Consider the following 26,361-nt stretch of genomic DNA (forward strand, 5'->3'; position numbering starts at 1 on the left):
GGCACTCTATGCGCAAAAACGGACGTATATGGACGGGTTCGTAAAAGACACGCCGAAAGGTATTGCTCTCGGCCGCTCGGGAGCCTATGGCGCACCGCCTCGCCGCCCCCTAGAGTTCCGAGCACGTTTCGCGTTCGAGCGACCGGGAGGGCGTATGTCGACCGCACCGATGCCCGAGTTCCCCACCGGCTTCCGCTGGGGCGTCTCCACCTCCGCGTACCAGATCGAAGGCGCCGCCGACACCGACGGACGGGGACCGTCCATCTGGGACACCTTCGCCCACACCCCCGGCCGGATCATCGACGGCAGCAGTGGCGACGTGGCCTGCGACCACTACCACCGGTACGCCGAGGACGTCGCCCTGATGGCCGGGCTGGGGGTGAGCGCGTACCGCTTCTCGATCGCCTGGCCCCGGGTGCTGCCCAGCGGCACCGGCCAGGTCAACCCCGCGGGGCTGGACTTCTACGAGCGGCTGGTCGACGAGCTGCTCGCGCACGGCATCGATCCGGTCGCCACTCTCTTCCACTGGGACCTGCCCCAGCCGTTGGAGGACGCCGGGGGCTGGCTGAACCGGGACACCGCGCACCGCTTCGCCGAGTACGCGGACGTGGTGGCCACGCGCCTCGGCGACCGGGTCCGGCTCTGGATCACCCTCAACGAACCCTTCATCCACATGAGCCTCGGGCACGCCACCGGCGTCCACGCCCCCGGCCGGATGCTGCTCTTCGACGCCTTCCCGGTCGCCCATCACCAGTTGCTCGGTCACGGGCTCGCGGTCGCCGCGTTGCGTGCCCGCAGCACCAGCCCGGTGGCCATCGCCAACAACTACTCGCCGGTGCGCGTCGTCGGGGGCAGCCAGGCCGACGCCGCCGCAGGGGCGGCCTACGACGCCCTGCACAACCAGCTCTTCACCGACCCGCTGCTCGGTCGCGGGTACCCGGCGGAACTGAACTTCGACACCGCTGCGGTCCGCGACGGCGACCTGGACGTGATCGCCGCGCCGATCGACGTGCTCGGCGTCAACTACTACAACCCCACCGCGGTACGCGCCCCGGAGGAGGGATCGCCGCTGCCTTTCGAGCTGGTGCCGCTCACCGGATACCCGCGTACCGCCTTCGACTGGCCGGTGGTCCCGGAGGGGCTGCGTGAGCTGCTCGGCTGGCTGCGTGACCGCTACGGCAGGGCGCTGCCGCCGATCCAGGTCACCGAGAGTGGCTGCGCCTACGACGACGCGCCCGACGCCGACGGACAGGTGCCCGACCCGGACCGGATCGCCTACCTGGACGGTCACCTGCGGGCCGTCCGCGCCGCCATCGACGACGGGGTCGACGTGACCGGCTACTTCGTCTGGTCGCTGCTGGACAACTGGGAGTGGGCCGAGGGCTTCACCAAGCGATTCGGCCTGGTGCACGTGGACTTCCGCACCGGGCAGCGCACGCCCAAGTCCTCGTACGCCTGGCTGCGCGAGGTCGTCGCGACCGCCCGGCGGGAACCTCGGTGACCACCGTCGACCCCACGCCGGCCTCGCTGCCGGCCGCGCTCGCCGAGCCGACCGTGCCGGTCCGGCGCGGATGGATCGCGTTGCTGTTCGCCGCCAACCTCGGCGTCTGGATGGCCTTCTTCACCCCGATCCAGGTGCTGCTACCGCAGCAGATCGGGCAGATCGCACCGACGGAGAAGGAGACCATGCTGGCCGTGGTCACCGGCTTCGGCGCCCTCGCGGCGGTGCTCGCCAACCCGCTCGCCGGCGCCCTGTCGGACCGCACCTGCCTGCGACTGGGCCGGTGGGAGTTCGGCCGTCGGCACGTCTGGACCCTCGGCGGGGCGGTGCTCGGCGCGCTGGCGCTGGCCTTGCTGGCTCAGGCCCGTACCGTGCTCGGGGTGACCGTCGGCTGGGTGGCCGCCCAGGTCTGCTTCAACGCGATGCTGGCCAGCCTGACCGCCGCGGTGCCGGACCGGGTTCCGGTCGCCCAGCGGGGCGGCGTCTCCGGCTGGGTCGGCATCCCGCAGGCGCTGGGGCTGGTCCTCGGCGTCGTGCTGGTCACCGTCCTGGTCACCGGCAACACCGCCGGCTACCTGGCCGTCGCCGCCGCCGTCCTGCTGCTCGCCCTGCCGTTCGCCCTGCGCACCACCGACGATCCGCTACCCCGCACGCACCGGCCGGCGCTGCGCGGTCTGCTCGCCGGGATGTGGGTCTCACCGCGCCGGTACCCGGACTTCGGCTGGGCGTGGATCACCCGGTTCCTGGTCCAGCTCGGCAACGCCTTCGGCACGCTCTACCTGCTCTACTTCCTCACCGACGAGGTCCGGGTCGCCGACCCCGAGGGCGGGTTGCTGGTGCTGATCCTGCTCTACACCGCCGGTCTGATGACCACCACCGTCATCGCCGGTCGGCTCTCGGACCGCTCCGGCCGGCGGAAGGTCTTCGTGATCGCCGCGGGCGTGGTGATGGCCGCGGCGGCGCTGCTGTTGGCCGCCGCCCCCACCTGGCCGGTGGCGGTGATCGCCGCGCTGGTCCTCGGCGCCGGCTACGGCGTGTACCTGTCGGTGGACGCCGCGCTGATCACCCAGGTGCTGCCGAGGGCCACCGACCGGGCCAAGGATCTCGGCGTGATCAACATTGCCAACTCCGCGCCCCAGGTGCTCGGTCCGGCCGTCTCCGCCCCGATCGTGGTGCACCTGGGCGGATATCCGGCGCTCTACGCGACCACCGCCGCGGTGACCCTGCTCGGTAGCGTCCTGGTCCTGAAGATCCGCTCGGTGCCCTGAGGCGTACCCCTTGGCCGAGTGCGGTCGCATGTCGCCGTAGGCTGGAGGTCGTGACGGTACGTGTGCGCTTCGCCCCTTCCCCGACCGGTATGTTCCACGTCGGCGGTGCCCGCTCAGCACTTCAGAACTGGATCTACGCCAGGCAGCAGGGCGGGGTGTTCGTGCTGCGCATCGAGGACACCGACGCGGCCCGCAACAAGCCGGAGTGGACCGAGGGCATCCTCTCCGCGCTGGACTGGATCGGTATCGAGCGGGGCAGCTACGAGGGGCCCTACTTCCAGTCCTCGTACGCCGGTGAGCACCGGGCCGCCGCGCGGCGGCTGTACGAGGCGGGCCGAGCGTACTACTGCGACTGCACCCGGGAGGCGGTGCAGGCCCGCACCGGCAACCAGTACACCGGTTACGACGGCTACTGCCGCGACCGGGCGCTGCCCCCCGGTGATGGCCGGGCGCTGCGCTTCCGCACCCCAGACGAGGGTGCCACGGTGGTGATTGACCTGATCCGGGGCGAGCCGACCTTCGAGAACAAGCTCATCGAGGACTTCGTCATCGCCCGGGGGGACGGCTCGCCGGTCTTCCTGCTGGCCAACGTGGTGGACGACATGACCATGGGGATCACGCATGTGATCCGAGCCGAGGAACACCTGCCGAACACCCCGAAACAGCAGTTGCTCTGGGACGCGCTCGGGGTGAAGCCGCCGATCTGGGCGCACGTGCCGGTGGTGGTCAACGAGAAGCGGCAGAAGCTCTCCAAGCGCCGCGACAAGGTCGCCCTGGAGGCGTACCGCGACGAGGGGTACCTCGCCGAGGCCATGCGCAACTATCTGATGCTGCTCGGCTGGGCGCCCTCCGGAGACCGGGAGATCGTGCCCTGGTCGGTCATCGAGGACGAGTTCCGGCTGGCGGAGGTCAACCCGTCCCCCGCGTTCTTCGACGAGAAGAAGCTGCGCGCGTTCAACGGCGAGTACATCCGGGCGCTGCCCGTGGCCGAGTTCATCGAGGCGTGCCAGCCCTGGCTGACCGGCACCGGCACCATCGCGCCGCCGCCCTGGCAGCCGGCCGAGTTCGACGCGGCCGTGTTCGCGGCGGTCGCCCCGTTGGCGCAGACCCGGATCGCGGTGCTCAGCGAGATCGTGCCGAACGTCGACTTCTTCTTCGTCGACTCCCCGCTGATCGACGAAGCGGCCTGGACGAAGGCGATGAAGGAGGGGTCGGCGGACTTGCTCGACGCCGCCATCGCCGCCTTCGAGGCTGTCGACTCGTGGGACGCGGAGACGCTCAAGACAACGCTGGAGGCGGTCGGCGCGGAGCGCGGCCTCAAGCTCGGCAAGGCCCAGGCACCGGTACGCGTCGCGGTCACCGGCCGGACCGTCGGCTTGCCGCTGTTCGAGTCGTTGGAGGTGCTCGGGCGCGAGCGCGCGCTGACCCGGATGCGCGCGGCCCGGGTCCGCCTGGTCTGACTGCACCGGCCCTGGCCGAGCGGCCGGGCTGTCAGCGTTCAGCCACGGCGGGCGGCGCGGCGGCGGATCAGCCGGGCAGTGGCCAGGACGGCCAGCAACAGCAGCACCGCGACGGCCGCCCACCACCATCCGCCGCCGGAGGACTCGTCCGACATGGGCATGGGCGTGGCTGCCTCAGGAGTGACAGGTGCCGGAGTACTCGCGGCCGTACCGGTCGCCGTCGGATCGGCGGCGGTCGGTTCCGGGGTCGGGTCGGCGGGCGTGCCGGTGGTCAGCGTGAACCGCACCTCGCCGGTGATCGGGTGACCGTCGCCGGACACCAGCCGGTAGCCGACGACGTACAGCCCCGCCGCGCCGGGAGTGAACGGCACGCTGACCCGGTTGCCGGAGAAACGCGGCTCTCCACCGGCCGCGTCGACATTGTCCGGCCCGGTGACCGTGACCTTCGTCGTGTCCTCGTCGAGCCGGGCCAGAAAGCGCAGCTCGACGCGCTCCGGCGCCTCGGCCACCCGGGCACCGTCGCGAGGGCTGCTGCCGGTCAACTGGTTGTGTGCGGCAGCCGGCACCGCCGGCATCAGCAACGACACGCCGAACGCCACGCCGAACACCGCTGCCCCGAAACGCGTCAGACGCGCTATCCTGCCCCCCATCATGGCCTCCGCAAAGGTAAAATCCGCCCGCTGCTTCGCGGCTGGTCGTTGGTCGGGTCGCAATCGCAGATAGTTCCAATTAGTGTTCCATCAGCTGCAACCGATCGGCGTTCCGCGGAGTCTTTGAGTGGGTACCTGTCCTGTGGGCACGGTCACCACCGTCGGCCTTCCAACGTGTGTGACCCCTGCAGCACGGCCACCCATCGAACGGGGCGAGGAGGCGGCATGGTCCGACGGATGAGGCGACTGGCCCGGGCGACGGCGGGTGCGATGGCGGCGTTGCTCCTGTCGCTCACCTCTGCCGAGGTGGCTGGGGCGGCGCCGAAGACGCCACCGGCTGGCGTGGACATCACCGGGCACGGGCTGGCCGAGCCGTTGCGCCTGCGCGCCGACACCCACCCCACGCATGTCGTCGCCGTCATCGAGCAGGTCAATCACAAGGGCCTGGTCCGCCAGTCCGGCGGTCCGAAGAAGGACGACCTCGGTCCGAAGTACACGGTCCTGGTGCTGGCCGGTGACGCTCCGAAGCAGACCTACGACCTCTACCCGAAGGCGGTCGGCGGGCCGCGCGTCTACCGCCCGGCGAAGCAGCCCGACCGCAAGGTCAGCGCGGCCTGGTACCTCGGACGGGTCAGCATGTCCGAGACGCTGCGCACCGCCGGTGTGCCGCTGGAACGGACCTACGAGGCGGTCAGCGGGGGTGCCGGCGGTGGTGAACGCATCATCCCGGAGGACGCGCTCAACCCCGCGCAGGACATCAACGAGGCGTTCAGCGAGTTGCGCCGCCTGCTCCTGCTGAACGTCGCGGTGGTGCTGGTGATCACCCTCGGGCTCGCCGGGATCGCGCTACTGATCCGCCGCCGTACCCACTGACGCCACCTCCGGCGCTCGATCGTCCGGCCCGCGCACGCCCCGCAGCAGCCTGGCTGGCTGGGCTGTACCGCCGCTCAGCACCAACGACCCGGCGGGCGTTCCCGCCGCAGGCTGCGTTGGGCCGGGCGGACCGGACCGTGCCGGTGCGCCCCGGCCCAGCCGGGCAGGTCACTGCGGCACCCGCTGGCCGTCGGGTCGGTCTGCCCTGCCGTGGACGGCTCGACGGTGCGCTGACGGGGCACCGGTGGCTCGCCGCCGCGCTGCCGGGCGGACGCGGGATCGTCCTCAGGGCGCTCCGCCATTCGACCGGCGCCCGGCTCGACCGGATGCGCCAGACCGGGCGGCCTGCGGTGGGGCTTGGCGAGGGCCGGCTGCTCGTGCGGGCCCGGTCGGCACGGCTCCCCCTGGGCACAGCCGTGGTCGGCCTCCCCGTACGCCATCGGCGTCTCCTCACGCTCGCCCTCACCCGCCGGCGCCCACCCGACGTGCCCTGTCACCGTACTGGCCGGTTCTGACCCGCCGCGCAGCGCGTACCGGTTCGGCCGTCGGCGGCACCGGTGTCGACGCCTGCCGTCAAGGTCCAGGTCAGCGCATGTCAGGCTAGGCGGGTGAGCGAGTCGGGCAGCACGGACCTGTCAGCCACGCTGCGCCGGATCGAGCGGGCGGCCGGCGCGCTGGCCACCGCGAGCGTGGTCCGGATGGACGAGACCCTGCCCTGGTTCCGGGAACTGCCGGCCGACCAGCGCTCCTGGGTGATGCTGGTGGCCCAGGCCGGCGCCCGCTCCCTGGTCCAGTGGTTGCGCTCCGGCGGCGGGGCCGCCGAGGGCACCCAGGAGGTTTCCGACGAGGTGTTCGCCACCGCGCCGCAGGCCCTGGCCCGCTCGATCACCCTCCAGCAGACCGTCGCCCTGATCAAGGTGACCATCGACGTGGTGGAGGAGCAGGTCAGCGACCTCGCCGCCCCCGGTGAGGAGCCGCAGCTGCGGGAGGCGGTGCTGCGGTACTCCCGGGAGATCGCCTTCGCCGCCGCCCGGGTCTACGCCCGGGCCGCCGAATCGCGCGGTTCCTGGGATGCCCGGTTGCAGGCCCTGCTGGTGGACGCGCTGCTGCGCGGCGACTCACCGGACGTGCTGGCCAGCCGCGCCGCCGCGCTCGGCTGGACGGACGCGCCACCGGTGGCGGTGGCGGTCGGCCCCTCCCCCGGCGGCGAGGTCGCCGCGGTCCTGCACACCGTCTACCGACAGGCCCGACGGATCGGGGTCGAGGTGATCGGCGGCGTGCACGGCGACCGCCTGGTGATCGTGCTCGGCGGGGCGGCCGACCCGGTCGCGGCGACCGGCAAGCTGCTCACCGCCTTCGGCGAGGGACCGGTGGTGGTCGGTCCGGCGGTGCCGAGCCTGGACGAGGCGACCGAGTCGGCCCGGGCGGCGTTGGCCGGTTACCGGGCCGCCCCGGCGTGGCCGGCGGCACCACGTCCGGTGCACGCCGGTGACCTGCTGCCCGAGCGGGCCCTGGCGGGCGACGCCGAGGCCCGTCGGCGGCTGCGCCATGACGTGTACGCGGTGCTGGTCCGCGCGGGCGGTGAGCTGCTGGAGACGTTGGACGCCTTCTTCGCCGCCGGTGGCACGCTGGAGAGCGCCGCCCGGGCGCTGTACGTGCACCCGAACACGGTGCGTTACCGGCTGCGGCGGATCTCCGAGGTGACCGGCTTCAGCCCCCTGGCGCCCCGGGACGCCTTCGCGCTGCGGGTCGCGCTGACGGTTGGCCGGCTGGATCCGGTGGTACCTACCCAGACATTGGCCCCACCAGTCAGTAAAAGATCACAGCATGGTGATGACCAGCGTCAGTCTTTGTAGGATCCCTCCAACTGACCTAGTGCGGTTTGGTGCCAGCCGGCACAGCGCAACCCATGGGTATCCAGGAGAGTCATAGACGTGCTCGCCGTACTCTGCCCCGGCCAGGGTTCCCAGAAACCCGGCTTTCTGACCCCCTGGCTCGACCTCCCCGACGCCGAGGCTCGACTGCGCTCGTGGTCCGAGCTGGCCGGCGTCGACCTGGTGCGCCTGGGCACCACCGCCGACGCCGACGAGATCCGGGACACCGCGCGCACCCAGCCGCTGCTGGTCGCCGCCGCGCTGCTCGCCGCCGAGCAGCTGCCGATGCGCCAGGTAGCGGTGACCGCCGGGCACAGTGTCGGTGAACTCGGCGCGGCGGCGCTGGCCGGGGCGCTACCGGCGACGGACGCGATCACCCTCGCCGGCGTACGCGGCCGGGAGATGGCCGCCGCCTGCGCGCTGGAACCGACCGGCATGGCCGCCATGCTCGGCGGCGACCCGGACGAGGTGACCGCCGCGATAAATGCGCACGGACTGTCAGCCGCCAACCGCAACGGCAAGGGCCAGGTCGTCGCCGCCGGCGCGCTCGACGGGCTGGAGAAGCTGGCCGCCGAGCCCCCGGAACGGGTCCGGGTCGTCCGGTTGCAGGTGGCCGGCGCGTTCCACACCCCGTACATGGCTCCGGCGGAAGCGGCGCTGGCCACCGTCGCCGCCGGGATCACCCCGAGCGATCCGGACCGCATCCTGCTGTCCAACCTCGACGGGACGGCGGTCGACAACGGCCGGGAGTTGCTCGAACGGCTGGTCCGCCAGGTCACCGCCCCGGTCCGCTGGGACCTCTGCATGGCCACCCTCGCCGCCCTCGGCGTGACCGGCGTGATCGAGCTGCCGCCCGCCGGCACGCTCGCCGGCCTGGTCAAGCGCGAGCTTGCCGGTGCCGGTGCACCGGAGATCGTCACCTTGAAGACCCCGGACGACCTGCCCGCCGCCCGGGAGCTCATCGCCCGGCACGGCACGACGGCCGGCGGTCCGGTAAACGAAAACACTTCGCTCACGTCTCGCGACCATGCTGGGGAGGCCTCGTCATGACGGGCAGCCGGATCCTGTCCCTCGGGCACTACCAGCCGTCCCGGGTGGTGACCAACGACGAGATCGCTCAACTGGTGGAAACCAGCGACGAGTGGATCCGCGACCGGGTAGGCATCGCGACCCGCCGGATCGCCGGTGACGAGACGGTCGCCGACATGGCCGCAGCCGCAGCCGACAAGGCGCTGGCGAACTCCGGCCTGACCGCTGCCGACATCGACCTGGTGGTGGTCGCCACCTGCACCTCGATCGACCGCAGCCCGAACGTGGCCTGCCGGGTGGCCGCCAAGCTGGGGATCAACGTCCCGGGGGCGTTCGACGTGAACACCGCCTGCTCCGGCTTCGCGTACGCGCTGGGCACGGTCGACCACGCGATCCGCGCCGGCGCGTCCCGCAACGCCCTGGTGATCGGCGCGGAGAAGCTGTCCGACTTCACCGACTGGACCGACCGCTCCACCTGCATCATCTTCGGCGACGGCGCGGGCGCGGCCGTGGTCACCGCTGCCGCCGAGGACGAGCCGGCGGGCGTCGGTCCGGTGGTCTGGGGCTCGGTGCCGGAGCGCGGCGACGCGGTACGCATCGAGGGTTGGCGGCCGTACGTCGCCCAGGAGGGTCAGACGGTGTTCCGCTGGGCCACCACGGCGCTGGCACCGCTCGCCCTACAGGCGTGCGAACGCGCCGGTGTCGACCCGTCGGAGCTGGCCGCCTTCGTCCCGCACCAGGCCAACGCCCGGATCATCGACGGCATCGCGAAGCGGTTGAACATCCCACAGGCGATCATCGCGAAGGACATCGTCGAGTCCGGCAACACCTCCGCGGCCAGCATTCCGCTGGCCCTGTCCAAGCTGGTGGAGCGTCGCGAGGTGCCCTCCGGCGCCCCGGTGCTGCTGTTCGGCTTCGGCGGCGGCCTGACCTACGCCGGTCAGGTCGTCCGCTGCCCCTGATACCCCCACGGCGCGCAGCGCCGAGGAGCGACGGGTGGCGTCGCCGCCCCGTCGAGAGAACCCGATGAGAGGAACCCACCGCAATGACCCGTGACGAGATCACCGCCGGCCTCGCCGAGATCCTCGAAGAGGTTGCCGGGGTGAACCCGGACGACGTGGCCGAGGGGAAGTCCTTCACCGACGACCTGGACGTCGACTCGCTCTCCATGGTGGAGGTCGTGGTCGCCGCCGAGGAGAAGTTCGGCGTCAAGATCCCTGACAACGAGGTGCAGAACCTCAAGACCGTCGGGGACGCCGTGAGCTACATCGAGGCGCAGTCCTGATCATGAGTCGCATCGACGTCGTCGTCACCGGGCTCGGCGCGACCACCCCGCTGGGCGGGGACGTCGCGTCGACCTGGGACGCCATGCTCGCCGGCCGCTCCGGGGTGAGTTCGCTCGCCCAGGAGTGGGCCGCGCAACTGCCGGTCCGGATCGCCGCCCAGCTCGCGGTCGATCCGGCTGGCCTGCTGGACCGGGTGAAGCTGCGCCGGTTGGACCGTTCCGAGGCGATCGCGCTCATCGCCGCCCACCAGGCCTGGTCGGATTCCGGCCTGGCCGACTCCGGGCTCGACCCGGAGCGGCTCGGCGTGAGCGTCGGCTCGGGCATCGGCGGGGCGCTGACCCTGCTCGCCCAGGACGACGTCCTGGAGGCGTCCGGTCCGCGGCGGGTCTCCCCGCACACCATCCCGATGCTGATGCCGAACGGTCCGGCCGCCTGGGTCGGCCTGGAGCTGGGTGCCCGCGCGGGCGTGCACTCCGTGGCCAGCGCCTGCGCCACCGGCGCGGAGGCGATCGCGCTCGGTCTGGACATGATCCGTGCCGGCCGCGCCGACGTGGTGGTGGCCGGTGGCACCGAGGCGGTCATCCACCCGCTGCCGATCGCCGGCTTCTCCTCGATGCGGGCGATGTCGACCCGCAACGACGAGCCGGAGCGGGCCTCCCGCCCGTGGGACAAGGGCCGCGACGGCTTCGTACTCGGCGAGGGGGCCGGCGTCATCGTGCTGGAGCGCGCCGATCACGCCGCCGCCCGAAATGCCCGGGTGTACGCGAGGCTCGCCGGCGCGGGCATCACCTCCGACGGCTTCGACATCGTCCAGCCGCACCCGGAGGGTGCCGGCGCGATCCGGGCGATCGCCAAGGCGATCTCCGACGCGGACGTGGCCAAGTCCGACATCGTCCACGTCAACGCGCACGCCACCTCGACCCCGGTGGGCGACCTGGCGGAGATCACCGCGTTGCGGGCAGCGCTGGGCGACCATCCGGTGCTCACCGCCACCAAGTCCATGTCCGGTCACCTGCTCGGCGCGGCCGGCGCACTGGAGTCGATCGCCACCATCCTGACCATCCGCGACAGCGTGGTGCCGCCGACGATCAACCTGGACGACCCGGACGACGGCCTCACCCTGGAGGTGGCGGCCAACAAGGCCCGGCACATGGACGTGCCCGCCGCGCTGAACAACTCGTTCGGCTTCGGCGGTCACAACGTGGCGCTGGTCTTCACCCGGCCCTGAGCCGACGCGGGTGTCGGGAAACCCGCCACGACCGCGGTGTTTCCCGGCACTCCCGGACCGGCGAGCAGTGGTCGCCCCGGCGACTTGACTTCCACTCGGGACACCGCTTTGCTGGCTCCCTTGTCGATCACTGACGGGGGTTGGGTACGTGGGACGACGGACGATCGCGGCGGCGCTGACCGTCGGGCTGCTCGCCGGGTGCGGCGGCACCGGGGAGGGTGCCGGCGGCGCGACCGGAGAGCCGTGGCACGACGAGGTGGCCGCCGCCGCACCCGCCGGCACGGTCGGCGCTGGTGCGCCCTGCCCGCTGCCGGTCACCTTCGAGCTGGCCGAGGGCTGGGAGGCGGAGCCGATCGAGACACCGGACCCCACCGACGAGCTGGGTGACGCGGTCGCCGAGGCGCTGACCCGACGCGGCGGTTCGACCGTGCGCTGCGAGGTGGACGGCCGTGCGGTGGTACCGGGCTTCCTGCGGGTCTGGACGGCCGACGGCGCAGGCACCCCGGCCCGGCAGGCGTTGGAGGCGTTCGTCACCGCCGAACCGGAGTCGAGCGGCCAGCAGTACCGCGAGACCCGCGCCGGCGACCTCGACGTGGTGGAGGCAACCTGGCTCAGCCGACGGGCGCTGACCGACTCCGACGTGCGGGAGTGGGCGTTGGCCGTGACGGTGGCCGACCGGACGGTCCTGGTCGAGGCGAGCAGCACCAGCCTCGGTGAGCCGCTCGACGTGCTGCCCGCGTACCGGCTGGCCCGCGACACCCTCGTCGCGGCACCCTGACCCGAAGGGGCGCGGCCCCCGGCCCGGCGGGGTCAGTCCGCGCAGGTGGTGGCGGGCAGCCCGGGCACCTTGACCGGGGAACGGCCCGTCGGACGGGTCTCGCCGGCAAGCACGTCGGCCAGCGCGGTCATCGAGGCCCGGCTTGACGAGTAGGTGGCCAGCAGCGTGGCCGACTTCGCTTCGGCCAGCACGTACGGGGTGTCCATGGCCACGGTGACGGCCGCGTCGCTCCGCAGGTCCTTCGCGCCGTCGCCGTAGCCGACCAGATGCACGACAGTGCCACCGCTGGGCACCACCTGCACGCCGGCCGAGGTCAGCGCCTCGGTCAACGCCGCCCGGGTGTGCGCCCGCCCGCCCGACGAGGTGACGGTCACCGGACCACGGACGCCGGTGGTGTCGCACCGGCCGCGCAGCACGGTCACCGCGCCGGCCGCCAGCGCGTCGGCCGCCTCGCGATGTGCCGTCGCGCCCAGCGTGGACAACTCCGGTGCGGGTGCGTCGCCCAGGGTGAATTTCATGGTCAGCACGCGGGTGGCCGCCTCGACCAGCCGGCTGCGGGGCAGTGTGCCGTCGCGCAACGCGGTCAGCAGCCCCTCGTACGCCTGGCCGACGTGCGGCGGCATCAGGATCAGGTCGTTGCCGGCCTTCAGCGCCCGCACCGCCGCCTCACCGGGCGGGAAACGACGGGCCGGCGGCATGTTCATCCCGTCGGTGATCACCACGCCCTGGAAGCCGAGTTCCCCGCGCAGCACCTCGGTGAGCAGCTTGTACGAGAAGGTGGCGGCCACGCCCGGGTCGACCGAGCGCACGTCGAGGTGGGCGGACATCACGGCCAGCGCGCCGGCCTCGATGCCGGCGGAGAAGGGCGGCCACGCCTCGGCCGCCAGCTTGGCCCGGGACTGCGGGAGCCGGGGCAGGTCCTTGTGCGAGTCGACGGCGCTGTGGCCGTGCCCCGGGAAGTGCTTGAGAGTGGCTGCCACCCCGGCGGTCTGCAACCCGCGTACCGCGCCGCCGACCTGGTCGGCCGCCCGCTGCGGATCCGAGCCGAACGAGCGGGACCCGATGACGGTGCTGCGCTTCACCAGCACGTCGGCCACCGGCGCGAAGTCGACGTTGATGCCCATGGCGGTCAGTTCGGTGCCGGCGGCACGCCAGGCGGCCTCGGTCAGGTCCGGGTCACCGGCGGCACCGGCACCGAGCGCGCTGGGCAGCATGGTGACCCCATCGGTGATCCGAGTGACCACCCCGTACTCCTGGTCGGTGCCGATCAGGAAGGGCGCCGCGCCGGCGGGCAGCCGCCGGGCGGCCTCGCGCAGCCCGGTGGTGAGCCTGCGGACCTGCTTCGGGTTGTCGACGTTTGTCGTCTCCTGGTTGCCCTGGGTGGGGTCGTCCGCGCTGAAGCCCACCAGGATCAGCCCACCCAGGCGGTACTTCTCGACCATTTCGGCGGGCGTGTCCACCCCGGCCAGCGCCCGGTTACCGGCCGCCGAACCGGAAGACACCTTCGTCGCGTGGTCGCCGTACGCGTACGGCATCAGCACCTGGCCGACCAGGTCCTCGTCGGCAAGTTCGGCGACGAGGGCGGCGGCCCGGGTGGCCGGGTCCTCGGGCGGCACACTCGACGGCGGCGCGGGCTCCGTGACCGGGGTCGAGGCGGGGCCCGCCGAGGGGCGTTGGCCGGCCTCGGAACAGCCGGCGACGAGCAGCGCGGTCACCAGGACGAGCGCGGTGGCGACGCGCCGAGGGGTAGTCGACACGCGGACCATCCCACCAGTTCACCGCGTACCGGGCAACTCGACCGGGGCCCGGGTGGACGGCCGGACCTGCCTATCCGACCCGGGTGAGCAGGGTCACCGGCGCACCGTCCCCGGCGTGGCGGTACGGCTCCAGTTCGGCGTCCCACGCGGTGCCGAGCGCCTTGTCGAGGGCGTGTGCCAGGGCCTCCGGCGCCCGCGCGCCGGCCATGATGCTGCGCAGCCGGTCCTCGCCGAGCTGGATGTCACCGGCCGCCCCCACGGTCGCCCGGAACAGGCCCCGGCCTGGCACGTGCATGAAGCGCTCGCCGTCGACCCCGGGACTGGGCTCCTCGGTGACCTCGAAACGGATCATGGGCCACTGCCGGAGGGCAGCGGCCAACTCGGCGCCCGTTCCCGGGCTACCGGACCACCCGCACTCGGCCCGGCGGGCGCCGGGATCGACGGGCTGAGCCGTCCACTGCAGGTTGACCGGCGCGGCGAGGACGCGCGCGATCGCCCACTCGACGTGCGAGCACACGGCGAGCGGGGTCGAGTGGACGTATACGACGCCACGCGTTGGCACGGTGACCTCCCGGAGTGCGAGGTGCGTCTTCCCCTACGACCTCGCCCGATCCGGGCTTGTGGAACACATGATGACTGGTGTGACGGATGGTACGCCAGGGAATCGGAAAATCCGCCGCTCGGAATACCCGGACAGGTGACCGCGGTTCCACCTCGTGACGCCGCGATGACCAGCCGGCATCGTGGGTCGTGTACAGTTCCATCGGCGGCCTGTGCCGCGTAAGCCTCCGCGGGTCTCGCCTCTGACGGCCCCCGCAACAGCCCCCGGACGTTCCGTCCTCCGTACGTCTTGCAAGGAGTACCTCCGTGGCGAGCAACACCTCTAAGACCGCGCGCGCGTCAGTCCGGGCCGGCCAGGCTGGCCAGGGTGGCGCCCTCAGCGTGCTGGGCGAGTTCAAGTACGTGATCCCGCTCAACGGCGGCAAGCACGCCTACGTGCGGAACCTCACCAACGGCAGGACGGCGCACCTGCGCACCGACTCCGAGGCCTTCATCGAGGAGATCCGGGTGCTGGCTGCCGCCGGCCACGCCGCCAAGATCCGGGCCGAGCTCAACGGTCTCAACGCCGCCCACCCGGGTGACGGCTGGGACGCCACCGAGAAGCGCCTGGTCGAGGCCGGCGTCTTCGAGGCCTGATCGGCCGAGGGCGCCGCGCCCGCTGCGTACCACCTGTGAACGCCCGTCGGGTCGCCCCCGGCGGGCGTTCGCCGTCTCACGCCCGGTCCGGCGGATCCAGCAGGGCGACCTCACCGGTGGCGAGATCGTAGACGGCTCCGGTGACGGCGACCCGGCCGGCGGCCACCGGCGGCGCCAGCCTCGGGTCGGCGCGCAGCGCGGCCACGGTACGGACCACGTGCCGGCGGACCGCGAGGGGCAGCAGGTTCGGTTCGTCCAACCCCACCTCGGTGACAGCCGGCGTGATCCGGTCGACCAGATGGGCCAGCGCGCCGGCGGGACGCCGGCCGGCACGCAGCGACTCGGCGGTCGCCTGCACCGCGCCGCACCGCTCGTGGCCCAACACCATCACCAGCGCTACGCCCAACACCTCGACCACGTACTCGATCGAGCCCAGCACCGCCCGGTCCAGCACGTGCGCCCCGGTGCGGATGACACAGATCGAGCCGAAGGTCTGGTCGAAGATCGCCTCCAACGGCACCCGCGAGTCGATGCAGCCCAGCACCACGGCGTACGGCTGCTGGTCGCCGGAGGCGGTCGCGGCCGCCGCGGTCACGTCGTGGCCGTGCACCGGTTGGCCGCTGACGAAGCGCCGGTTGCCGGCGAGCAGTTCGGCCAGGGCCGCGCGCGGCGTGCCCCCGCGGGCCTGGCCGGCCAGCGCGGAACCGGCGGGTACTCCCCCCGTGATTGCCATGTCCTCAGCCTGGCCGGGCCGTTGCCCGGGCGGAGCCGATCGACGAGATCTTCTCAACAGCCCGGTTGGCGTGTTGTCATGACGGGTAGCCGGTGTTACCACCGGGTATCCCCGGTGTTACGCATCCGTGCGCCGTGGGGAGGTGGCGATGCCGGAGCCGACCGAGGTACGGCTGGGCGACGACGTACGCCTGCACGTCGAGATTGCCGGGCCGGTCGACGCCGAGGTGACAGCCGTGCTGCTGCACGGCTGGACCCTGGACGGGCGCAGTTGGCACCGGCAACTGGACGCCCTCCGCGAGACGTTCGGCTCGGTCCGGGTGGTCACCTACGACGCGCGTGGGCACGGTCGGTCCAGCTGCATGGCGCTGCCCACGGCGACCCTGGCCCAACTGGGCGACGACCTGGCCGCGGTGCTGGACGCGGTGGCGCCCACCGGCCCGGTGGTGCTGGTCGGCCACTCGATGGGCGGCATGACGATCATGGAGTACGCGCACCGCCACCCGGACCACTTCTCCCGACGCACCGCCGGTCTGGTCTTCGTCTCCACCACCGCCGAAGGGCACACCCACACCGTCTACGGCCTTTCTCCCCGGATCGCCCGGATCATCCGGCTGGCCGAGACCACCGGCGCCGGGGTTCTCGCCCGCTGCGGCGCCTGGCGACCGCCTCGCGCCCTGTTGCGCGCGCTCCGACCGAGCATCCGGTGGATGCTGTTCGGGGACAGCTGCGACGCCACGGACATCCGGCTGGTCACCTCGGCGGTGGCCCGCGCCTCGCTGCGGTCGATCGGCGGGTTCCGCGCCTCCATCGGCACCCAGCACCGGCTGGCCACGCTCACCGCGCTGGCTCACCTGCCGGCGGCGGCGCTGGTCGGCGACCGGGACCGGCTCACCCCGCCGCCGTGTGCGCAGTCCATCGCCGCCGCGCTGCCCGCCACCGAGCTGACCGTCTGCCCCGGTGCCGGACACATGTTGATGATGGAGCGTCCCGAGGAGGTCAACGCCGCCCTGGCCGGCGTGTTGCGCCGGGTCCTGGACGACCTACCGACCCAGCGGCGCGTCCACGCCTGACCGTCCCGCCCAATGCCGTTCCGCCCAGCTCGGCGGCGGGGCGTAATCTCGTGCGGTTGGCCAGGCGGCGTCACGAGGAGAGCGAGCGGTGGATCAGAGCACCCTGGATCAGGAGATCGCCGCCGAGCAACGGCATCTCGACCGGGTGTACGCGCGACTGGCCGAGCTGCGCCGATCGGCAGTGCGCGCGGAACGGGAGGGCTACCGGCTGGCCCGGGTCGGCAACTTCGGTGCGCTTGTCGAACGCGACGCGATGGTCTTCCACGCCGCGCAGCGACGCCATGTGCTCGACGCCGAGTACGAGGGGTTGGTCTTCGGCCGACTCGACCTGCGTGACGGGCAGACCCTGTATGTCGGGCGACTCGGTATCCGCGACGAGGACGCCACCACGCTTGTGGTGGACTGGCGGGCCCCGGCTGCCGCCGCCTTCTACCGGGCGACCCCGGCCGAGCCGCTGGGCGTCGTCCGGCGTCGGACGATCCAGTCCAGCGGGGAGCGGGTCACCCGGATCGAGGACGACCTGCTGGACCCGGACGCGGCCCCGACGGACATGCCGGTGGTCGGCGACGGCGCGCTGCTGGCCACCCTGTCCCGGACCACCGGCCGGGGCATGCGGGACATCGTGGCCACCATCCAGCGCGAGCAGGACGAGGCGATCCGCTCCCCCGGCTCGGGAGTGACCCTCGTCTCCGGCGGCCCGGGCACCGGCAAGACGGCGGTGGCGCTGCATCGCGCGGCGTACCTGCTCTACGCCGACCGCAGCCGGTACGCCGGAGGCGGCATCCTGGTGATCGGTCCCTCCTCGGTCTTCGTCGAGTACATCGCCTCGGTGCTGCCGTCGCTGGGCGAGGACACCGCCACCCTGCGCTCGCTGGGCACCCTGTTTCCCGGGGTGGTGGCCACCCGCACCGACCCGCCCGAGGTGGCGGCGATCAAGGGCTCGCTGCGAATGCGCCGGGTGCTGGAACGGGCGGCCCGGGACGCGGTCCCCGACTCCCCGACCGAGCTGCGCCTGCTGTACCGGGGCACGTTGCTGCGGTTGGAGCGGGCCGAGCTGGACGCCATCCGGGACCGCGCGCTGCCCCGCGGCGCCCGCCGCAACGAGGTGCGTCGGGCCGGCTTCGACGGCGTGCTCGCCGCGCTCTGGGCGCAGGCTCGCCGGCTGGGCATCGCCGGGTTGCCCGAACAGCGTGCCTTCGAGGACGAGCTGATCGACCGGACGGACTTCCGCGAGTTCCTCAAGGCGTGGTGGCCCCGGCTGCATCCGCGGCACGTGCTCGCCTGGTTGGCCGAACCGCAGCGGCTGCGCCGGTACGGCGGGGGCCTGCTCTCCGGTGCCGAGATCCGGCTGCTCGGTGCGGCGTACCGGGAGCTGGCCACGGACGGGCCGACCGTGGCCGACGTCGCGCTGCTGGACGAGTTGGACGCGCTGCTCGGCAAGCCGATGCGTCCCGCCCGCCCGAAACGGGACCCGTTCCAGCTGGCCGGCGGGGTACGTGAGCTGAGCACCGCTGCCGACCGGCAGCGGGCTGCCCGGCAGGCCGCCCGGGAACGCCCTGAGGACTACCGCGACTACGCCCACCTGGTGGTCGACGAGTCCCAGGACGTCTCACCGATGCAGTGGCGGATGGTGGGCCGGCGCGGGCGGCTGGCGTCCTGGACGGTGGTGGGTGATCCGGCGCAGACCGCGTGGACGGGAGATCCACAGGAGTTGGCCCGGGCCCGCGACCAGGCGCTGGGGCGCCGCCGCCGGCACCGCTTCACGCTCACCACGAACTACCGCAACTCGGCGGAGATCTTCGCGGTGGCGGCGGCCGAGATCCGGCGGGCGTACCCGGATCTCGCGTTGCCCACCGCGGTCCGTTCCACCGGGATCGATCCACTCCAGCTCGAGGTGCCGGCGCCCGAGCTGGAGACCACAGTCGTGACAGCCGCCAGCGCCCTGCTCGGCGAGGTCGAGGGGACCGTCGGCGTGATCACTCCGGTGCCCCGACGGGACCAGGTCGCGGCCTGGCTGGGGGCGCTGGGCGGGCAGCGGTTGCAGGTGGTGACCAGCCTGGAGGCCAAGGGCATGGAGTACGACGGTGTGGTGCTGGTCGCCCCGGCGGAGATCCGGGCGGAGCCGGGCTCCGGTGTCCGTACCCTCTACGTCGCCCTGTCCCGGGCCACCCAGCGGTTGACCACCGTCGACCCGGCCGGGTGAACCCGAGCACCGCGACCCGCCCGACGATTGCATACATAGCGATGTTGGCATAGCTCCGTCCCCGGTCCGGCGGACGACGCAAGGTGTCTGGGTGGGCGCCGGCCATGACCACCACCACGCTGCGGTGTCGAACGCCGCCCACCGCCACTCCGGCCGGCTGTGGGCAGCGTTCGCCCTGCTCAGCGCGCTGATGGTGATCGAGGCAGGCACCGCTCTGCGGACCGGTTCGCTGGCCCTGCTCTCCGACGCCGGGCACATGTTCACCGACGTGTTGGGCATCGGGATGGCCCTCGCGGCCGTGGCTGCCACCCGTCGGGCCGACACGGACCCGCAACGCACCTTCGGGCTCTACCGACTGGAGGTGCTCGCGGCCCTGGCCAACGCCGTACTGCTCTCCGGCGTCGCGGTGTACGTGCTGGTCGAGGCGGTACGCCGAATCGGCGATCCGCCCGAGGTGCTCGCCGGCCCGGTCCTGGTGGTGGCCGCACTCGGCCTGCTCGCCAACGTCGCCGCGTTCGCCCTCCTGCGTCCGGGGGCGCGGGAGAGCATCAACCTGCGCGGGGCGTATCTGGAGGTGCTGGCGGACCTGCTCGGTTCGCTTGGCGTGATCGCGGCCGCCCTGCTGATCGCCGTGACCGACTGGTGGTGGGCCGACCCTCTGGTGGCCACCGCGATCGCCACGTTCATCCTGCCCCGGACGTGGCGCCTGGGCCGGGCCGCGGTACGCATCCTGGTCCAGGCCGCTCCGGAACACCTTCAGGTCACCGCGGTGTATGACCGGCTGGCCGCGGTGCCGGGCGTGGCCGGCGTCCACGACCTGCACGTCTGGACGTTGACCTCCGGCATGGAGGTCGCCTCGGCGCACCTCACCGTCAGACCGGGCGCCGACGTCGGCGCCGTGCTGGCGGCGGCCCGCTCGGCGCTGCACGAGGACTTCCAGATCGAGCACGCGACCCTCCAGATCGAGCCGCGGTCGGATCCCGGGCACTGCGGGGCGGCGCAGTGGTGACCGGAAGAATCAGAGAAAAGGGGTCATTGTCCGCTTTTGGTCTGTTCTACTAGTCAACAACTGAACACCAGCAGTAACAGCAGCTGCACCGGTCACATGGGCACCGGTAGGCTCGGACCCGGCCTCCGCCAGGCGGCACCCACAGGTGCCGGCGGCGGCCGCCGCCTAATCGCCCGCCAGGGCGAACCGGGGAACCAGGTTCCTGGGGTGTATCCGCGTCAGCGGTAGGGATCTTCCGTCCCGAACCCGTCAGCTAACCCGGTCGGCGGCTGACGGAAGGAAACGTGCATGCCAGCAGTGGCAACGGTAAGACCGGCCGCCCGTACGGCGGCCCTGATCGCCGCCGCGCTCGCCCTCACTCTCGGCGTCGCGCTGGCCCCCTTCACCCCCGCCGCCGCGGCATCGCCGCCATTGCGGGCGGCTGCCCCGGGCGACGTGGACGACGAGGGTGGCACCCCGGCGCTGCGGGCCCAACTGGAGGCCGCCAGCAAGGGCTACCTCGACGCCAAGACCGCACTCGACCGCTCGGTCAAGCGCCAGAAGAAGCTTGCCGAGCAGCTCAAGACGACCGAGAGTCAGGTCGCCGAGCGGGGCACCAAGGTCGCCGAGATCGCCGCACAGGCGTACCGCACCGGGCGGCTGGGCGCCGCGTCGGCTCTGCTCAACAGCGGTTCACCGGCCGGCTTCATGGACCGGGCGGCAGCGCTGGACGCGGTGGCTGCCAACGAGGATCGCGCGCTGCGTGAGCTCCAGGTGGCCCGGGACGAGGTCAGCGCCACCAAGCAGGCCCTGGACGTGGAGATCCAGGAGCAGCGCAAGCAGGTGGCCGTGATGGCCAAGCGCAAGGACCAGGCCGAGCGGGCGTTGACCGTGGCCATCGAGCGGGACGAGGCGGCCGAACGGGCCAGGGCCGCCGAGCGGGCCGCCCGGTCACCGTCGCGGAGCAGCGGGTCGAGTCCCACCGCCAAGCCCGCTCCCCGCAACTCCGACGGGTCGTGGCCCTCGGAGTCGTGCAGCGTCAACGACCCCACCCCGGCCAACGGCTGCATCACCCCACGCACCCTGCATGCGCTGAAGCAGGCCAAGTCGGCTGGCTTCACCCGGTACGTCTCCTGCTACCGCTCCGGCGGCTCGGGCGAGCACCCGAAGGGTCGGGCCTGCGACTTCGCCGCCCAGAAGAACGGCTTCGGCGGGGACGCGACCGGAGGCGACCGGACCTACGGCAACAACCTGGCGGCGTACTTCGTCAAGAACGCCGACCGGCTCGCGGTGCTCTACGTGATCTGGTACAGGCAGATCTGGCTGCCCAGCAGCGGCTGGAAGTCGTACAGCGGCGCCCGGGGTGACCCGTCCAGCGACCACACCAACCACGTCCACCTGTCGGTGTACTGACTTCCTCGTCGCGCCGGGTGAACTGCTCTTCACGAGCGGTTCACCCGGCGCTGCGTTTCACCGTTGGCCGGCGGGGCACCGTCCCTTCGGCGCGCATCGACGCGCCTCCTTGGTTACCGTCGTACCAGGAAGCGGTATTTGTCCGCTAACGGGAGGAACGCCATGAACGAGCGAATCGCCAGGCCCGGCGGCGGTACGGACAACGGGGAGCGGTCATGACCGGCCGCGTCATGATCTTCGCACCGACACCGCTGCTGACCGTGACCATCGACCAGCCGAGCGACGCACCCGAGTTGCACCTGCACCCGGGCGGGCAGGGGGTGTGGCAGGCCAGGATGGTGCTGTCCCTCGGCGTCGACGTGGTGCTCTGCGCGGCGCTCGGCGGCGAGGTCGGGCAGGTACTGCAACCGTTGCTGGTAAGCGAGGGAGTCGACCTCAAGGTGGTGGCCCGCGACTCCGGCGGCACCGGCGGGTACGTGCACGACCGCCGCGAGGGGACCCGCCAGGAGATCGTCGACGTCATCGGCCAGCCGTTGAGCCGGCACGAGTTGGACGAGCTCTACAACCTCGCACTCGGCGAGGGCCTGCGCGCGCCGGTGAGCGTGTTGAGCGGGCCCAACCATCCGTCCCTGGTCCCCGCCGACCTCTACCGGCGCTTCGCGGCCGATCTCGGTGCCAACGGTGGCCGGGTGGTGGTGGATCTCTGCGGCGAGCACCTCGCCGCCGTCCTGGAAAGCGGTGTCTTCTTTCTCAAGGTCAGCCACGAGGAGCTGATCGCCGACGGGCGGGCCGACGGCGACGACGAGGAGGCGCTCACCCGCGCGATGTACGACCTGCACGCCTCCGGCGCCGAGAACGTGGTGGTCAGCCGGGCCGACAAGCCCGCGTTGGCGCTTGTCGACGGCGAGGTGTTCGAGGTGCGGATGCCGCGGCTGGAGGCCGCCGACCCGCGCGGGGCGGGCGACTCGATGACCGCCGGGGTGGCCGCCGTGGTGGCCCGGGGCGGCGACGTCCGCACGGCGATCCGTACCGGCGCGGCGGCCGGCGCGCTCAACGTCACCCGACACGGCCTCGGCACCGGCCGCCTCGACTCGATCAACGGCCTCGTCGACCGGGTCCGGTTGGAACCGGCGGGCAGCCGTCCCCAGGAGCGGACCACCCCCGACGAACTGGCACAACGGGCGGGTGGCCGATGACGCTGCGGGTGTTGATCACCAACGACGACGGGATCGCCGCGCCGGGCATCCAGGCGCTGGCTCGGGCGGCCGTCGACCGGGGCCTGGACGTGGTGGTGGCTGCCCCACTGGAGGAGGCGAGCGGCACCAGCGCCGCGATGAGCGCCATGGAGCAGGACGGGCACGTGGTGGTCCACGACCATCCGTTACCGGAACTCGACGGCGTGCCGGCGTTCGGCGTCGGTGGCTCGCCCGGGTTCATCGCGCTCATCGCCGTACACGGTGCCTTCGGACCGCCGCCGTCGGTGCTGCTGTCGGGCATCAACCGCGGCGCCAACGCCGGCCGCGCGGTGCTGCACTCCGGCACCGTCGGGGCCGCCTTCACCGCTGCGGCCAACGGCTGCCGGGCGATGGCGGTGTCGCTGGACGTGCTCTCGGCGGGTGAGGCGACGGCAGCCAGCGGAGGTGCCGCGGTGGCGGCTGCCGCCCGGGTTCGCGACGCCGAACGGAACTGGGCCACCGCCGCCCGCGTCGCCCTGGATCTGCTGCCCCGGCTGACCGCCGCGCCGACGGAGAGCGTGCTCAACGTCAATGCGCCCGATCTACCGCTGGCTCGACTGCGTGGGGTACGCCAGGCCACCCTGGCGACCTTCGGCCAGGTGCAGATGACCGTCGCCGAATCCGGGCACGGCTTCGTGCGTACCTCGCTGGAGGAGCCGGGACAGGCGGTACAGCCCGGCACGGATCTGGCTCTGCTCGCCGACGGCTACGCGTCGGTGACCGCGGTCCGGGCAGTCACCGAGGTGGCCGACGTGGACCTGTCCGGCCTCGACCGGGAGTGATCAGGTGCCCCTGCGGTAGTCGGTGCGGTCAGGCCCCGGGGAGCACCTCGGGAGCCGTGGCCGCCCCGGCGTAGTAGGGCTCCGGCGCGCCGAAGAGGCCGAGCAGGCCGGTCACCCAGAGCTGCCGGTGCACGAACCGGCTCGGCTCGGTGACGATCAGCTTCACCCCGCTGACCTCGGCGGTCTGGAATCCGGCGACCATCGCGCTGATGCCCACCGAGTCGATGAAGGTGACCAGCCGCATGTTGAGCTCGATCCGGGCCGGCCGCCCCTTGGCCAGCACCTCGGCGATGGCCTCTTTCACCTCGTACGCGGTGTCGACGTCGATCTCACCCCGAGGGGCGATCTCGATGACACCACCGGGCCGAACCGTCTGCAGGATCGACAGGCTCACGCGAGCACCTCCACTCGCCCGTACGACGGGCGCCTCATCAGTACGCGGGCCGCGACCGACAGTATTCCTTCAACCGCCTCGGTCGCCACCCCTCGGGATGAGCAATTCACGGATGCGGGCACAACAAATCACCCATATCCGAACTTTATTGGCCTTATCACTCAGCGTTCGGCCTCTGCCGACGCCGCCGAACCAGGGTAGCGGGCCGACGCCATCCCCGTCGTTTTCCAGCACCCCGGCGTGCCCCACGGACAACCGGCCTGACCTGCGCTGGGTGCGCGGGAGTGGCACGGTGTGCCTAGCATCACGAGTGACCCCTATGACGGGAGGACCACATCATGCTCCGCAGACTCGCCGCGCTCGCCGGTGTCAGTGCCCTGCTCGCCCTCGTACTGGCCTGCGGTTTCGGCGGCGGCGATGGTGACGACGACGATGACGATGACGACGACTTCGCCCGCGCCGCGGCGGTGGCGGTCGCCGTCCGCTGACCAATGCGACGAACCCGGGGGGGGGCGCACCTGCCCTTCCGGTCGAGACGAGCGTTTCGGTGGTTTGCGTCCGGGTCGGGGTGGGCACAGCCTCCGATGCGAACCGTCACCGGCCGGACAACGCCGCCGACAGCTGATGCGTGCACCGGCTCCGGCACTGTCGAGGAGGGAACCACAATGTTCGGAACACATCTGCTGGAGCGCCGCAGCAAGCCGGAGCGGGTCGCGGACCAGGCGTGGCAACACCTCGTCTCGGCGGTGAACAACGCCGGCGACAGCCTCCGCGACACCGCCCGCACCGCCCGCCACAGCTCCGCCGGTTTCGCCGGCGACGCCGGCGACCTGGTCGAGTCGGCCGCCGAGGAGGCCCGTCACCGCGCCAGCCGCGCCTTCGACGCGCTTGCCGGACGCCGCCCGGCGCTGCCCTGGACGTTGCTGATCGGCGCCGCCCTGGTCGGCGCCGCGGTCGGCTGGGCCGCCGGCACCGCGGCACGCGCCGCGGGGAGCCGGGACCGGGCCCTGGAGGACATCGAGTTCGTCGACGTGGACCGACCCGATTCCCCCGCCGACCCGACAAATCCCGTCAGCTGACGGTTCTGTGTGACGACGGGCCCCACCGACCGAGGCGGTCGGGCGGGGCCCGTCGTGCTGTCATGCATCAGCCCTTCGCCGGTCGGAACCTTCTGAGCAGCCCAGGTCGGGGCGGCCGACCTCGTCCGATCCGGGTGAGGCCGATTCATCCGGACGGTCACCAGGCTCGGTCGCGGCGGACCTGGCGTGCCGGTCCGCCGGCCCGCGCCACCGTGGTGAGAAGGGAGCGACCGATGGCCAGCATCTCGACGATCAACCGCACCGACCAGGACATCCGGTCCGCGGTGCTGGACGAACTCGACTGGGAGCCCCGGGTCCGGCCGCACGAGATCGGGGTGGCCGTCACCGAGGGCGTGGTGACGCTGACCGGGCATGTGGACAGCTACGCCAAGAAGTGGGCGGCCGAGCGCGCCGCGCACCGGGTCACGCAGGTGCGGGCGGTGGCCAACGACCTCGCGGTGCGCCTGGTGACCGGCGCGGAACGCACCGACCCGGAGATCGCCGCCGCGGTCCAGCACGCCCTCCAGTGGCAGGCGTTCGTGCCGGTCGACGCGCTCGACGTGACGGTCTCCCAGGGCTGGGTCACCCTGCACGGCGAGGTCGAGTGGGAGTACCAGCGCCGCGCCGCCGAGCAGGCCGTCGGCCAACTGAAGGGCGTACGCGGGGTCAGCAACGGCATGAGCGTCCGGCCGTCGGTACGCCCCGACGGCGCCCTGCTGGCCCGGCGCATCGTCGACGCGCTGGCCCGCAACCGCGCCACCGACGCGGAACAGGTGACGGTACGCGTACACGGCGACACGGTGCTGCTCGGCGGACTTGTGCACTCGATGCCCGAACGCGCCGAGGTGGAACGGGTCGTCTGGTCCGCCCCCGGCATCCGGGAGGTGCAGAACCACATCGCGGTCGCCCCGGTGCTCCGCTGAGTCGCCCGGAACCACCCGGGTCGGGTGAGTCGCGCTCACCCGGCCCGGCCCGAGGCTGGGGGGTATGACCGATCAGCTGACCACGCCCCTACAGGTCACTGCGCGACTCCGCACACCCGTCACCGAACACGACCACGTCCGTGGTCCGCTGAACGCACCGGTGACGATCGTCGAGTACGGCGACTTCCAGTGCCCCTTCTGCGCCCTCGCCCACGCCAATCTCACGGAGGTGCTGCGGCAGCGCGCCGACACCGTCCGCCACGTCTACCGCCACTTCCCGATCACCAACATGCACCCGTACGCCGAGCGGGCCGCCGAGGCCGCCGAGGCCGCCGGACGGCGGGGTCGGTTCTGGGAGATGCACGACTGGCTCTACGAGCACCAGGACCAGCTGGATCCGGTGCACCTGACGCTCGGTGTCGAACAGCTCGGCCTGCCGGTCGACGAGGTGGAGGCAGAGATCGGACGGCACGCCCATGGCGACCGGATCCGGCACGATTTCGTCGGCGCCATCCGCAGTGGCGTGGACGCCACCCCCACCCTCTTCGTCAACGACATCCGCCACGACGGCGACTTCACCCCAGCCAGCCTCCTGACCGTCGTCGACGCCGCCGCCTGACCTTTCACGAGGCCGGCCT

At 72.4% G+C, this 26,361-nt stretch carries 27 protein-coding genes and 1 riboswitch; of the genes, 21 read left to right on the forward strand and 6 right to left on the reverse strand.

Annotated elements, in window-relative coordinates; translation table 11 throughout:
• The first annotated feature begins 154 nt into the window (after positions 1 to 154).
• Genes ACN26Z_RS24035 through gltX form a run of 3 tightly spaced genes read left to right on the forward strand, consistent with a single transcriptional unit; the run spans position 155 to position 4,229 of the window.
• Positions 155 to 1,501: a GH1 family beta-glucosidase gene (locus ACN26Z_RS24035; RefSeq protein WP_421463504.1), complete on the forward strand. Its 1,347-nt coding sequence runs from the start codon at positions 155 to 157 to the stop codon at positions 1,499 to 1,501.
• Entirely contained in the window at positions 1,498 to 2,769 is a 1,272-nt protein-coding gene (locus ACN26Z_RS24040; RefSeq protein WP_421463505.1) for an MFS transporter, read from the forward strand. The genes ACN26Z_RS24035 and ACN26Z_RS24040 overlap by 4 nt, the downstream gene beginning before the upstream one ends.
• 50 nt (positions 2,770 to 2,819) lie before the next feature.
• Entirely contained in the window at positions 2,820 to 4,229 is a 1,410-nt protein-coding gene (gene gltX, locus ACN26Z_RS24045) for a glutamate--tRNA ligase (RefSeq protein ID WP_421463506.1), read from the forward strand.
• A gap of 38 nt (positions 4,230 to 4,267) precedes the next feature.
• On the opposite strand, the gene ACN26Z_RS24050 is transcribed toward gltX, so the two are convergent.
• Entirely contained in the window at positions 4,268 to 4,828 is a 561-nt protein-coding gene (locus ACN26Z_RS24050) for a copper resistance CopC family protein (protein ID WP_282237273.1), read from the reverse strand.
• A gap of 276 nt (positions 4,829 to 5,104) precedes the next feature.
• On the opposite strand from ACN26Z_RS24050, the gene ACN26Z_RS24055 reads away from it, so the two are divergent.
• Positions 5,105 to 5,752: a hypothetical protein gene (locus ACN26Z_RS24055; RefSeq protein ID WP_421463507.1), complete on the forward strand. Its 648-nt coding sequence runs from the start codon at positions 5,105 to 5,107 to the stop codon at positions 5,750 to 5,752.
• Positions 5,753 to 5,826: 74 nt separating this feature from the next.
• On the opposite strand, the gene ACN26Z_RS24060 is transcribed toward ACN26Z_RS24055, so the two are convergent.
• Positions 5,827 to 6,192 (reverse strand): hypothetical protein, encoded by a 366-nt coding sequence (locus tag ACN26Z_RS24060; protein ID WP_093401312.1) that lies wholly within the window; start codon positions 6,190 to 6,192, stop codon positions 5,827 to 5,829.
• A 117-nt stretch (positions 6,193 to 6,309) separates the two neighbouring features.
• Between ACN26Z_RS24060 and ACN26Z_RS24065 the strand changes: the two genes are divergently transcribed.
• From ACN26Z_RS24065 to ACN26Z_RS24090, 6 genes are all read left to right on the forward strand, one after another.
• On the forward strand, positions 6,310 to 7,608 hold the full coding sequence (locus ACN26Z_RS24065; RefSeq protein WP_373870685.1) for a PucR family transcriptional regulator: 1,299 nt from the start codon (positions 6,310 to 6,312) through the stop codon (positions 7,606 to 7,608).
• Positions 7,609 to 7,686: 78 nt separating this feature from the next.
• Positions 7,687 to 8,676 (forward strand): ACP S-malonyltransferase, encoded by a 990-nt coding sequence (locus tag ACN26Z_RS24070; protein WP_282237270.1) that lies wholly within the window; start codon positions 7,687 to 7,689, stop codon positions 8,674 to 8,676.
• Positions 8,673 to 9,617, forward strand: a complete 945-nt coding sequence (locus ACN26Z_RS24075; RefSeq protein WP_093401315.1) for a beta-ketoacyl-ACP synthase III — start codon at positions 8,673 to 8,675, stop codon at positions 9,615 to 9,617. The genes ACN26Z_RS24070 and ACN26Z_RS24075 overlap by 4 nt, the downstream gene beginning before the upstream one ends.
• 83 nt (positions 9,618 to 9,700) lie before the next feature.
• A complete protein-coding gene (locus ACN26Z_RS24080; protein ID WP_007072348.1) occupies positions 9,701 to 9,940 on the forward strand; it encodes an acyl carrier protein in 240 nt (79 codons plus the stop codon).
• Between the two features lie 2 nt (positions 9,941 to 9,942).
• Positions 9,943 to 11,169 (forward strand): beta-ketoacyl-ACP synthase II, encoded by a 1,227-nt coding sequence (gene fabF / locus ACN26Z_RS24085; protein WP_282237269.1) that lies wholly within the window; start codon positions 9,943 to 9,945, stop codon positions 11,167 to 11,169.
• 148 nt (positions 11,170 to 11,317) lie between these two features.
• The gene (locus ACN26Z_RS24090) at positions 11,318 to 11,947 is read left to right on the forward strand and encodes a lipoprotein (RefSeq protein ID WP_282237268.1); all 630 of its coding nucleotides are present in this window, start codon (positions 11,318 to 11,320) and stop codon (positions 11,945 to 11,947) included.
• A gap of 32 nt (positions 11,948 to 11,979) precedes the next feature.
• Here ACN26Z_RS24090 and ACN26Z_RS24095 read toward each other — a convergent pair whose 3' ends face one another.
• A complete protein-coding gene (locus ACN26Z_RS24095) occupies positions 11,980 to 13,713 on the reverse strand; it encodes a glycoside hydrolase family 3 protein (RefSeq protein ID WP_421463508.1) in 1,734 nt (577 codons plus the stop codon).
• Positions 13,714 to 13,774: 61 nt separating this feature from the next.
• Complete coding sequence (locus ACN26Z_RS24100; RefSeq protein WP_210940138.1) at positions 13,775 to 14,266, reverse strand: DUF3145 domain-containing protein; 492 nt, start codon at positions 14,264 to 14,266, stop codon at positions 13,775 to 13,777.
• Between the two features lie 305 nt (positions 14,267 to 14,571).
• Here ACN26Z_RS24100 and ACN26Z_RS24105 point away from each other — a divergent pair, with 305 nt between their 5' ends.
• On the forward strand, positions 14,572 to 14,901 hold the full coding sequence (locus ACN26Z_RS24105) for a hypothetical protein (RefSeq protein WP_093401320.1): 330 nt from the start codon (positions 14,572 to 14,574) through the stop codon (positions 14,899 to 14,901).
• Positions 14,902 to 14,977: 76 nt separating this feature from the next.
• Here the strand turns inward: ACN26Z_RS24105 and ACN26Z_RS24110 are convergent, their stop codons facing one another.
• Entirely contained in the window at positions 14,978 to 15,634 is a 657-nt protein-coding gene (locus ACN26Z_RS24110; RefSeq protein ID WP_421463509.1) for a carbonic anhydrase, read from the reverse strand.
• A 148-nt stretch (positions 15,635 to 15,782) separates the two neighbouring features.
• Between ACN26Z_RS24110 and ACN26Z_RS24115 the strand changes: the two genes are divergently transcribed.
• The 6 genes from ACN26Z_RS24115 to surE all read left to right on the forward strand — a co-directional run bounded on the left by ACN26Z_RS24115 (position 15,783) and on the right by surE (position 23,327).
• A complete protein-coding gene (locus ACN26Z_RS24115) occupies positions 15,783 to 16,706 on the forward strand; it encodes an alpha/beta fold hydrolase (RefSeq protein ID WP_282237265.1) in 924 nt (307 codons plus the stop codon).
• 88 nt (positions 16,707 to 16,794) lie between these two features.
• Positions 16,795 to 18,909: a HelD family protein gene (locus ACN26Z_RS24120; protein WP_421463510.1), complete on the forward strand. Its 2,115-nt coding sequence runs from the start codon at positions 16,795 to 16,797 to the stop codon at positions 18,907 to 18,909.
• Positions 18,910 to 19,000: 91 nt separating this feature from the next.
• The gene (locus ACN26Z_RS24125; protein WP_421463511.1) at positions 19,001 to 19,918 is read left to right on the forward strand and encodes a cation diffusion facilitator family transporter; all 918 of its coding nucleotides are present in this window, start codon (positions 19,001 to 19,003) and stop codon (positions 19,916 to 19,918) included.
• A 152-nt stretch (positions 19,919 to 20,070) separates the two neighbouring features.
• Positions 20,071 to 20,202: riboswitch (cyclic di-AMP (ydaO/yuaA leader) on the forward strand.
• A 4-nt stretch (positions 20,203 to 20,206) separates the two neighbouring features.
• Positions 20,207 to 21,310, forward strand: a complete 1,104-nt coding sequence (locus ACN26Z_RS24130) for a coiled-coil domain-containing protein (protein WP_093401325.1) — start codon at positions 20,207 to 20,209, stop codon at positions 21,308 to 21,310.
• A gap of 215 nt (positions 21,311 to 21,525) precedes the next feature.
• Positions 21,526 to 22,506, forward strand: coding sequence for a 1-phosphofructokinase family hexose kinase (locus ACN26Z_RS24135; protein WP_396885752.1), 981 nt, complete (start codon positions 21,526 to 21,528; stop codon positions 22,504 to 22,506).
• On the forward strand, positions 22,503 to 23,327 hold the full coding sequence (gene surE, locus ACN26Z_RS24140) for a 5'/3'-nucleotidase SurE (RefSeq protein ID WP_421463512.1): 825 nt from the start codon (positions 22,503 to 22,505) through the stop codon (positions 23,325 to 23,327). The genes ACN26Z_RS24135 and surE overlap by 4 nt, the downstream gene beginning before the upstream one ends.
• A 28-nt stretch (positions 23,328 to 23,355) precedes the next feature.
• On the opposite strand, the gene ACN26Z_RS24145 is transcribed toward surE, so the two are convergent.
• Positions 23,356 to 23,721, reverse strand: a complete 366-nt coding sequence (locus ACN26Z_RS24145) for an STAS domain-containing protein (protein WP_093401327.1) — start codon at positions 23,719 to 23,721, stop codon at positions 23,356 to 23,358.
• A gap of 338 nt (positions 23,722 to 24,059) precedes the next feature.
• On the opposite strand from ACN26Z_RS24145, the gene ACN26Z_RS24150 reads away from it, so the two are divergent.
• The 4 genes from ACN26Z_RS24150 (at position 24,060) to ACN26Z_RS24165 (ending at position 26,342) form a co-directional block, all read left to right on the forward strand.
• Positions 24,060 to 24,209, forward strand: coding sequence for a hypothetical protein (locus tag ACN26Z_RS24150; RefSeq protein WP_170863263.1), 150 nt, complete (start codon positions 24,060 to 24,062; stop codon positions 24,207 to 24,209).
• A 177-nt stretch (positions 24,210 to 24,386) separates the two neighbouring features.
• Positions 24,387 to 24,800, forward strand: coding sequence for a hypothetical protein (locus ACN26Z_RS24155; protein WP_421463513.1), 414 nt, complete (start codon positions 24,387 to 24,389; stop codon positions 24,798 to 24,800).
• Between the two features lie 233 nt (positions 24,801 to 25,033).
• Positions 25,034 to 25,723: a BON domain-containing protein gene (locus ACN26Z_RS24160; RefSeq protein WP_396885750.1), complete on the forward strand. Its 690-nt coding sequence runs from the start codon at positions 25,034 to 25,036 to the stop codon at positions 25,721 to 25,723.
• 76 nt (positions 25,724 to 25,799) lie between these two features.
• Positions 25,800 to 26,342, forward strand: a complete 543-nt coding sequence (locus tag ACN26Z_RS24165) for a DsbA family protein (RefSeq protein WP_421464709.1) — start codon at positions 25,800 to 25,802, stop codon at positions 26,340 to 26,342.
• Positions 26,343 to 26,361: the final 19 nt, after the last annotated feature.

Source organism: Verrucosispora sp. WMMD703 (assembly GCF_049178935.1).
GTDB lineage: Bacteria > Actinomycetota > Actinomycetes > Mycobacteriales > Micromonosporaceae > Micromonospora > Micromonospora sediminimaris.

Excerpts from the sequence above, each read along its gene's own strand:
- ACN26Z_RS24035 (WP_421463504.1), top strand. The coding sequence starts at position 155 with ATGTCGACCGCACCGATGCCCGAGTTCCCCACCGGCTTCCGCTGGGGC.
- ACN26Z_RS24055 (WP_421463507.1), top strand. The coding sequence starts at position 5,105 with ATGGTCCGACGGATGAGGCGACTGGCCCGGGCGACGGCGGGTGCGATG.
- ACN26Z_RS24060 (WP_093401312.1), bottom strand. The coding sequence starts at position 6,192 with ATGGCGTACGGGGAGGCCGACCACGGCTGTGCCCAGGGGGAGCCGTGC.
- ACN26Z_RS24075 (WP_093401315.1), top strand. The coding sequence starts at position 8,673 with ATGACGGGCAGCCGGATCCTGTCCCTCGGGCACTACCAGCCGTCCCGG.
- ACN26Z_RS24080 (WP_007072348.1), top strand. The coding sequence starts at position 9,701 with ATGACCCGTGACGAGATCACCGCCGGCCTCGCCGAGATCCTCGAAGAG.
- fabF (WP_282237269.1), top strand. The coding sequence starts at position 9,943 with ATGAGTCGCATCGACGTCGTCGTCACCGGGCTCGGCGCGACCACCCCG.
- ACN26Z_RS24095 (WP_421463508.1), bottom strand. The coding sequence starts at position 13,713 with ATGGTCCGCGTGTCGACTACCCCTCGGCGCGTCGCCACCGCGCTCGTC.
- ACN26Z_RS24110 (WP_421463509.1), bottom strand. The coding sequence starts at position 15,634 with ATGGCAATCACGGGGGGAGTACCCGCCGGTTCCGCGCTGGCCGGCCAG.
- ACN26Z_RS24115 (WP_282237265.1), top strand. The coding sequence starts at position 15,783 with ATGCCGGAGCCGACCGAGGTACGGCTGGGCGACGACGTACGCCTGCAC.
- ACN26Z_RS24130 (WP_093401325.1), top strand. The coding sequence starts at position 20,207 with ATGCCAGCAGTGGCAACGGTAAGACCGGCCGCCCGTACGGCGGCCCTG.
- ACN26Z_RS24135 (WP_396885752.1), top strand. The coding sequence starts at position 21,526 with ATGACCGGCCGCGTCATGATCTTCGCACCGACACCGCTGCTGACCGTG.
- surE (WP_421463512.1), top strand. The coding sequence starts at position 22,503 with ATGACGCTGCGGGTGTTGATCACCAACGACGACGGGATCGCCGCGCCG.
- ACN26Z_RS24150 (WP_170863263.1), top strand. The coding sequence starts at position 24,060 with ATGCTCCGCAGACTCGCCGCGCTCGCCGGTGTCAGTGCCCTGCTCGCC.
- ACN26Z_RS24155 (WP_421463513.1), top strand. The coding sequence starts at position 24,387 with ATGTTCGGAACACATCTGCTGGAGCGCCGCAGCAAGCCGGAGCGGGTC.
- ACN26Z_RS24160 (WP_396885750.1), top strand. The coding sequence starts at position 25,034 with ATGGCCAGCATCTCGACGATCAACCGCACCGACCAGGACATCCGGTCC.